This window comes from Anaerophaga thermohalophila str. Valhall (assembly GCF_000250735.1).
GTDB classification, from domain to species: Bacteria; Bacteroidota; Bacteroidia; order Bacteroidales; family Marinilabiliaceae; genus Anaerophaga; species Anaerophaga thermohalophila_A.
In genome coordinates this window covers 1-8,676 of the sequence record NZ_AHZV01000360.1, presented here as the reverse complement: position 1 = coordinate 8,676, position 8,676 = coordinate 1, and the positions used below count along the sequence as shown (strand labels likewise).

Sequence of the window (8,676 nt, the reverse complement as noted above, 5' to 3'; positions counted from 1 at the left end):
CGTAATTGATAATTTATGAATAATGCAGGTTAATTAGTACTTGTCCATATACCTGAAAAAATTTTCACAATATGTGTGTCTGTTCTGAAAGTGTCATTTACAAGGCTTGCGAAGTCCGGAAATACGCAGTTTACTCATCGTAAATGAGTAATTCTCGGACGAGCGTAACACAGTCAATGGCACTTTATGGGCAGACACTAAATAAACCAGGTAAACTAAACACTTACTACAATGCTCGAAAAAAGCCATATCAAATTTACAGGTCTGTTTTCCGCAGCCGCTCTTATCCTTTGGATGGCATTATCATCCACCTCATCTTCCGGTTGTGCATCCCGGTCTTCCGGCGATCAGGACAAAACACCCCGGGCGGCTGGTCAGCTTTATGAGAACTATTGTGCCAGTTGCCATGGTATGTACATGGAACGTTTTGCCGGCGAAGACCGCCAGGCCATGTTTGCCATGCCCCAAAACGAAATGGAAGAAATTATCCGTGAAGGCGATTACGAATCCGGAATGCCGGCTTTTGGTGAGGTCTTTTCGGAAGAAGAAATTGAAGCTGTTGCAGAACATATCCTTACCGATATTAAAGAAGAGGCCGGCTCACACGAATATCGGCCGGGTTTCCCCGAAGTGGTAGAAACCGAAGCACTTTCCTTCAGAATCGATACGGTTGCTTCGGGCCTCGGCATTCCATGGGGTATGGCATGGCTGCCCAACGGTGATATGCTGGTAACCGAACGAAGTGGTGAACTTTTCCGGTTCAGAGATAAAAAATTTGAAGCAATGATCGATGGCGTTCCCAGGGTATATGCCAACGGCCAGGGCGGACTTCTCGACATTAAGCTTCATCCCGATTATGAAGACAACGGATGGATTTACCTGGCCTATTCCGAGCCTGAAGGAAACGGAGGAAATACGGCCATCATGAGAGCCAGGCTGGATGGAAATACGCTGGTCGATAAAGAAAAAATTTTCAAAGCTCAACCAAACACCCGAAGCGGCGTCCATTTTGGATGCAGAATGGCATTCGACGAAAATAACTACCTTTTCTTTTCCGTTGGAGAAAGAGGCCATCCGCCCAACGCTCAGGACCTTACCAACCATTGCGGTAAAATCCACCGCATCCACGACGATGGAAGAATTCCCGATGATAATCCTTTCGTAGATACACCTGATGCAATGCCTACCATCTGGTCGTACGGACACCGTAATCCCCAGGGACTGGCATTTCATCCCGAAACAGGAGAACTGTGGGAAACAGAACATGGACCAAAGGGGGGTGACGAACTCAACATTATAAAAAAAGGCACAAATTACGGATGGCCCGAAATCACTTATGGAATAAACTACGACGGAACCATTATTACAGAAGATACGGCAAAAGCAGGAATGGAACAGCCGGTCATTTACTGGACACCTTCAATTGCTCCCTGCGGAATGGCTTTTGCCGATGCCGAAACCTATCCGCAATGGGCCAATGATATCTTTTCCGGATCACTTAGTTTCCGTTACGTTGTCAGAACAGACCTGGAAGGGAATGACGTGGAAAAAGATGAGATTATGCTCCGTGAAGCCGGCCGGGTACGCTCCATCGAAACAGGCCCCGACGGCTATCTCTATATAGGTGTGGAAAACCCCGGCTTTGTTTTCAGACTGATACCGGCAGATAGTGGGATATAAATAGAGGCAGAAGGCAGAAGTATGATAGTACCAAATCGCAAATCTTTAATAAAGCCTGACCTGGACAAGCCGTATCTAAAAAAAACAAAAAGCTCAAGCCATAATTTATCGTGTTAGCTAATTCAATACTTCGTTAAACTTTTACAAATAACCGCTAATTAGTGCGTGTTTATAAACTCGCAAAAATATGGTCACAGTATGTGTGTCTGTTCAGAAAGTGCCAGTTGCAAGGCTTGCGAAGCCGCCAAAAACGCAGTTTACTTTTCGTAAATGAGGATTTTGGCGGCGAGCGTAACACAGCAAATGGTACTTTATGGACAGACACTAATTAATTACTTACACGCTCAAATGGCGCAAAACACAACTCTCTTAAGATAAAAACTTTGCGTCATTACGTCTCTGCGTTTAGGCTTTTTAGACCACACTCATTGATAAAAGAATAATATATCAACATTATATGGTTCCTCTTACATCTTATATCTCGAAATCTGATAATCTGTTGTTCTTTTCGTTTAGACCTTTAATTTCTAAAATAATTTCAATTCCTTTGCTACTGCTTTTCGCCTTTAGTAGTTTCGGACAGTTTCATGGTCATTGCCTTGATGCACAAACAGGCAAACCGGTGAAAGATGCTCAAATCGTTTCAGAGGGGAAGCGGCTGGCCAAATCCAATACTTCAGGGCATTTCTCCTTCGATGACAGCTCTGTGAGAACCGTTATCGTAAAACATCCTGACTACAAAACGATGCAGGAGAATCTCATCCCCGGAGAGCAAAATATTTTTCTGTTAACGCCGGACAGTCGCCAAATTGATGAAGTAACCGTTTCTGCCCCGCTCTTAAACACGCTCAGCAAAAAAGTGCCGGGCGGATTTTCTCTTATTTCTTCAGACTCCTTGCAGCCAAATCTTTCCGCCATCGATGTCATAGAACAATCCCCCGGGGTTGTCATGCAAAAAGGAGCTCTGAATACAGGGCGCGTCATGATCAGAGGCATCGGGAGTCGATCGCCCTATGCAACCACACGCATCCGTGCATATCTTGACGAAATCCCACTTACATCGGGCGACGGGCACACCACTGTTGAGGATTTGGAAATGTACAACACGGTACGTACCGAAATTGTCCGTGGCCCCGCATCCGCTCTCTATGGAAGCGGACTTGGCGGTATTATCGTTTTTCACCCCGATCATTCTCAGGCTTCCCCCCTGGCACTGGATGCCTTAACACAGTACGGTCCTTTCGACCAGAAAAAAATCCTTCTGAACGGCGGCAGCAGGCAAAAACGGACTATTATCAAAAGTAATGCTGCTTATACTCAAACCACAGGGTTCAGAGAAAATAACGATTACCTGAGATGGAACGGTCAGTTTATGCTTCGGCATCATTTTGGAAACCACGCATTGTTCTTCCTGGCCAACTACATCCATCTTAACGCTCAAATACCCAGCTCAATTGATGAGGAGACCTTTCACAACTCGCCTCAAAAAGCAGCTGAAAACTGGCAGGAAATAAAAGGGTTCGAAAAATATGACAATTACCCCGGAGCACCGCGAAACGCGTGGGTGCGCCTCATTATTAAATTCAGAGATAAATAATCCCTTCCAGGTAAGTACAGGCCCGGCCTCCTATTTCAACCCGGTCGCCAGGGTATCTGCATTTCAGGACTCCTCCCCTGTTTGATACCTGCCTGGCAGCAAGAGTATCTTTTCCGATCCGATCGCTCCAGTATGGGATCAGAACGGTATGCGCCGAGCCGGTAACAGGGTCCTCCGGAATCCCAAGCCGGGGGGCAAAAAAACGGGAAACAAAATCGAATTCACCTTCCGAACGGGAAGTGATAATGACTCCCTCGGCATCGAGCTTTTTAATCATGTCCATATCAGGAACAACTTCTCTCACATAGTGCTCATCGTCAAAAACAACCAGAAAATCGGCCTTCCCTTTCAAAACTTCAACAGGATTACGATCAAACGCTTTTAATAAAAATTCATCTTTTTCCACCGTTTCCGGTTTATCAGACGGGAAATCCAGAAGATAGTAATCGCCTTCTCTCCGAACAGAAAGATCACCACTCCGGGAATGAAAGCGAATCATTTTTCCCGAATAATCGAGATGATTGTACAGCACATGTGAGGTCGCCAAAGTAGCATGACCACAAAGATTAACTTCCACCGACGGCGTAAACCAGCGAATGTGATAACCATCATCTTCGGGAAACAAAAAAAGCCGTCTCTGACAGATTGTTTTCCATGGCTATTTGTTGCAAGACATCATCCGGAAGCCATTCATGAAGAGGAACCACAGCAGCAGGATTGCCGCTAAAAACATGACTGGTGAAAGCATCCACCTGTAAAATAGGTAATTTCATAGTGTTGGTGTTGTCAGGAATGTTAAAATTGTTAGTATTGTCAGGGGTGTTGGGGGGATAAACCCGGGTCTGAAGCGGGTCATGCCACCGTTAAAAATGCTCTTCCGATACAACACCCAGCCTGTAAATATTATCCGAAGCAGCCATTCCGTTAGGGTTACAACCCGGAAGTCCTTCGGGAATGTCCATCCCAAGCTTTTCATAATGCCTAACCCATCCATCATGAAACCGGCCGCTACCGGGGTCCTTAAACGTCATTGGTGACAAAGCAAATACAGAATCCGGAGAAAAAGCCCACCATATCAATTCGCTACAATAATACCCGGAATCCTCAATAATATAGGTATAATTATAGGGTTCTCCAATGGCAGATGCTGCTCGTTTCACAGCTTCTCCAATACCTTTTCTGAAATCATCTTTTACCCTGAATGCTTCGGCATACAACTTTTCGCCCGTATCATCCGTCATAAAAGAATCAACCGGTTGTCGGCATACACCTTTTTCTCCTTCGGCATGTATAACATATACTTCTCCGGCAATTACCTCAACCAGACCAACATGTGAAAAATGATTGCCATCCCCTGTTTGCGTAACCTCGTCAATAGCCGATGACAAAGCCGATGGTGTTCTTCCCCTGAAAAGTAAGTCTCCGGTCCGAAGTTCAAATCTTTCGTTACCGGTGCATGATGAAAACATACCAATTAGAATAATCAAATATAAATAATGCTGCCATCGCATGGGATATCTTTTTGAATAACAAAAGATCATTATATTTTATTGACAAGGTGAATACAGTCTGTTCAGTAAGTGCCTGGCGCAACACAGTAAATGGCACTTTCCGGACAGACACTAAATAGTGCACATCTATAAACTCGCAAAAATTTTCACAATATGTGTGTCTGTTCAGAAAGTGCCGGTTGCAAGGCTTGCGAAGCCGCCAAAAACGCAGTTTACTTTTCGTAAATGAGTATTTTGGCGGCAAGCGTAACACAGCAAATGGTACTTTATGGACAGACACTAAATGAAATCTTCTCTTGCCGGATTAAAAACATCAATCAGAGTACCGGCTTCCAGGCAAACCACGCCATGAACTTCATCAGGCTCAACATAAAAAGCATCTCCGGCACCCATTGTTTGAGTTTCATTTCCAATAGATACTTCGAAACGCCCCGAAACAATATATGACGTTTGCCGGTGCAGATGATGGTGTGCCTGACCAATAGCACCATTCTCAAAATCTATCTGAACCATCATTATTTCATGGTCGTGTCCCAATATCTTACGGGATAGTCCATCACCTAAATCTTCGGCAGGTAACTGTTTGCCTTTAAAAAATTTTGATAGTGTCATACATTTCGGTTTGGTAATATTTACTACTGCCCAAATTCTTACAAGCAAGCGACAGAGCCGACCCTCTCCAAACTATTATGCCAAAAGTCTGTCCTTTAGTGTGATTCAGGGAGCTTCATAAATTTATTATCGCTGATATCACGGTAATTACACCGGTAAAAACATTAACCACTACAACGACACGTTTGAATTTTTCTGCATTAACCAATGCGGCAAGTTTATTCCCGAGTGACGACCCCAAAAACAGCAACGGTGTGTAATACAACGAAAGTCGAAGTGAGTCAGAAGGAATCATCCCCTTCACATAAAATCCTGCCAGGGCAAAAAACGAACTAAACACACTGAACCATGCAAAAATCCCTCTGAAAAGGTCTTTATTGTAATTTTTCCGGTTCATCGCAATCACAAGCGGAGGACCACCAAGTGAAACACTTCCCGATAAAATGCCGCTCAGAAAACCTGCAAAGAAAACCGGCTTATCCCGAAATCGTCTGGCCAAAGGAATGCCCGACAGCATCTTTAAAGACAAAAAAGTCAATGTTACTCCGATTATTATGCGCAATACTTCTTCATCCAGATAGTCCAACAGGTAAATTCCAAGAGGTATGCCTCCAAGACTGGCTACAAACATCGGGATAAAATAATACCACGAAATACGTTCCCTTATTTTCAGTAAAAGAATTACACTTGTTATCAGGTTGAATATGGTCATGGCCGGAACCAAAACCTTCACCGGATAAATCAGAGAGAGAAAAGGTATGGCCAGTAAAGCAAAACCAAATCCCGTCATCCCCTTCAATAATGATGACATCAGTATCACAACTCCGCTTACTACAATCAGCAATACAGTCAATTCACCCATAATAGCACTTCTCTTTTATTACTTCATTACGCTTCAATACTCCGTTAAAATTTTGTAACCACCTTAGATGCAACTGGTTATATTCAAAGAGTTTATTTTGATAAAATGCATATTTTCAACGAAATACGAATCATCTTGTATCTTAAATCTAATAATCTAAATATCTATTGTTACAGATATCTGGTAAGGTAAAGACGCCCAAATTGGACGTCTCTACCTCTCATAATAATAACTTTGCGTCATAGCGTCTCTGCGTTTAGGCTTTTTTTTACTGACTATTGACGCTTGCAATTACGCAAAATTTCTTCAAAAAGCGTTCCCAATTAACCTATTTAACAGTAATTTACAGTTGAGCAGCCTGTAACAAGATTTATCAATGATCAATTATCAATTATCAATTATCAATTGACCAGGTAACCAGGTAACCAATTGACCACGTAACTAATTAGTGTCCGTCTATAAACTCGCAAAAATCTTTACAATATGTGTGTCTGTTCAGAAAGTACCAGTTGCAAGGCTTGCGAAGCCGCCAAAACCGGAGTTTACTAATCGTAAATAAGGATTTTGGCGGTGAGCGTAACACAGCAAATGGTACTTTATGGACAGACACTAATTAACCAATCAACCAGGTAACCAATTCTTTCAGACCAGGCGGCAGAGCCGGGCAACCAGCAACCAGTAACCAGCATCAAGCATCAAGCAACCAGCAACAAGCAACAAGCAACCAGCAACAAGCAACCAGCAACCAGCAACAAGCAACCTAATCCCTTACTCCATCAATTTTTCCCACGCCGGAACAACTTCAATTTCGTATGTATCGACAATTATTTTGTCCTTTTGAGAGAATGTAACAATAGTCGCTTTAGCATAATTGAAATAACGCATTGCCTCCACAATGCCTTTTACTTCTCTGTCCATATTATCGGGAGTCAATTCATAACAAACCTGAATGATCTCCTGAACAACACCCCCCTTAAAGGCCAGAAAATCACATTCTCCTTTTCCTTTATGATCCAGATAGTATATTTCTTTATATTTTCGTCGCAAATGCAAAAATATCAGGTTTTCAAGTCTCCGCCCCCTGTCCTGTTCAGGCTTTTGCGAAACATATTCCGGCATTCCCGGATCAATGGCATACACTTTTTTGGGATTAATGAGTTGTGCTTTTTCTGAGGGGCTGAACATCGGGACAAAGAAAAACAAATACGATAGCTCAAGATGAGAAAACCACGCCAGAATTGTGCTGGTAGCTCCTATCGATAGTGGTTGTTTAAGTTTTGTTGCAGTTATCCGGTTGCCTACATTGGCAATCAGAAAAGCCGCCAGTCGCTGCAAGCTCCTGATATCTTTAATTCCGTAACGGGCAACAATATCGCGCATGATGATGTCATCAAAAAGCGTAATGAGCTGTTCTTCATCTTCTGTTTTTAAGTATTCAGGAAAACCACCATTTGACAAATATTGGTTCAAACTATTTACAGAAGGAACTGTTTTTTTAAATCTAAGAAACTCCTGATAAGAGAAGGGAAAAAGCTCCCTTGTAATATGCCGGCCCGTCAGCTTAGTCCCCGACTCCAGACTAAGAAGCGCTGCATTAGAGCCGGTAACAATAACCTTTAATCCTTCGTCAAGTTTTTGGCGTACAAATATTTCCCATTTATCAACAAGCTGAATTTCATCGAGAAAAAGTATTTCAGCTTGCCGTTTGTCAATAACTGCATCCAATCTTGAAAAATCATTCAAAGAAAAACCATACAGTAAAGGAGATTCAAAGTTGAGATACAAGATTTTGTCATCATTCATCTTGTTTATCATCTGCAACATAAGAGTACTCTTTCCACACCGTCTTATCCCCGAAATTATAAGGGCGTGTGACGATAAACTCTTTATCTTAGGCAATACCTCCCTGGGAAGCCCTCCGTCAAGATTTCTGAGGCGCGTTTCCTGCTGATTTATAACTTGTTCCAATGTGCTTTGAAGTATCATTCCGGTAAATAATTTAAAAAGTCATAGTCTGTAAAAATACAGATTTGTTTGACAGAATCAAACAAATTTGTATTCTATTAAAATATAAAAGGAGCAATGAGATAAGCAGGTTAAGGTTGAGGCTGAGGTTGAGGCTGAGGTTGAGAAATCACCACATAAGGCACAGAAGAACACAGAGATAGAAGGCGGAAGTCAGATGTAGAGACGCACGGTCGTGCGTCTTACCAACCTGAAACCCAAAAGGAGGTTGAGGTTGAAATTGCACCACAGATGACACAGATTCTTTGCAAGCAAAGCGGCAGAGCCGAGCGTACACGGATTTTTTAATGATCAATTATCAATGATCAATTATCAATTGACCAGGTAACCAGGTAACCAATTGACCACGTAACTAATTAGTGTCCGTCTATAAACTCGCAAAAATCTTT

Annotated in this window: 8 protein-coding genes; 2 read left to right on the top strand and 6 right to left on the bottom strand. The window is 42.7% G+C overall.

Annotated elements, in window-relative coordinates:
• The first annotated feature begins 231 nt into the window (after positions 1 to 231).
• Positions 232 to 1,680, top strand: coding sequence for a PQQ-dependent sugar dehydrogenase (locus OQ5_RS0118925; RefSeq protein ID WP_016778993.1), 1,449 nt, complete (start codon positions 232 to 234; stop codon positions 1,678 to 1,680).
• 547 nt (positions 1,681 to 2,227) lie between these two features.
• Positions 2,228 to 3,277, top strand: a complete 1,050-nt coding sequence (locus OQ5_RS0118920; RefSeq protein ID WP_176694103.1) for a TonB-dependent receptor plug domain-containing protein — start codon at positions 2,228 to 2,230, stop codon at positions 3,275 to 3,277.
• Here OQ5_RS0118920 and OQ5_RS21710 read toward each other — a convergent pair.
• The 6 genes from OQ5_RS21710 to OQ5_RS0118895 all read right to left on the bottom strand — a co-directional run bounded on the left by OQ5_RS21710 (position 3,264) and on the right by OQ5_RS0118895 (position 8,248).
• Positions 3,264 to 3,902 (bottom strand): PhzF family phenazine biosynthesis protein, encoded by a 639-nt coding sequence (locus tag OQ5_RS21710; RefSeq protein WP_016778991.1) that lies wholly within the window; start codon positions 3,900 to 3,902, stop codon positions 3,264 to 3,266. The genes OQ5_RS0118920 and OQ5_RS21710 overlap by 14 nt on opposite strands.
• On the bottom strand, positions 3,886 to 4,050 hold the full coding sequence (locus tag OQ5_RS25065) for a PhzF family phenazine biosynthesis protein (RefSeq protein ID WP_016778990.1): 165 nt from the start codon (positions 4,048 to 4,050) through the stop codon (positions 3,886 to 3,888). Before OQ5_RS25065 ends, OQ5_RS21710 begins: the two co-directional genes overlap by 17 nt.
• A 90-nt stretch (positions 4,051 to 4,140) precedes the next feature.
• The gene (locus OQ5_RS0118910) at positions 4,141 to 4,788 is read right to left on the bottom strand and encodes a YiiX/YebB-like N1pC/P60 family cysteine hydrolase (RefSeq protein WP_016778989.1); all 648 of its coding nucleotides are present in this window, start codon (positions 4,786 to 4,788) and stop codon (positions 4,141 to 4,143) included.
• Positions 4,789 to 5,067: 279 nt separating this feature from the next.
• The gene (locus OQ5_RS0118905; protein WP_016778988.1) at positions 5,068 to 5,400 is read right to left on the bottom strand and encodes a cupin domain-containing protein; all 333 of its coding nucleotides are present in this window, start codon (positions 5,398 to 5,400) and stop codon (positions 5,068 to 5,070) included.
• Positions 5,401 to 5,515: 115 nt separating this feature from the next.
• Positions 5,516 to 6,262, bottom strand: coding sequence for a sulfite exporter TauE/SafE family protein (locus tag OQ5_RS0118900; protein ID WP_016778987.1), 747 nt, complete (start codon positions 6,260 to 6,262; stop codon positions 5,516 to 5,518).
• 768 nt (positions 6,263 to 7,030) lie between these two features.
• The gene (locus OQ5_RS0118895; RefSeq protein WP_016778986.1) at positions 7,031 to 8,248 is read right to left on the bottom strand and encodes an ATP-binding protein; all 1,218 of its coding nucleotides are present in this window, start codon (positions 8,246 to 8,248) and stop codon (positions 7,031 to 7,033) included.
• Positions 8,249 to 8,676: the final 428 nt, after the last annotated feature.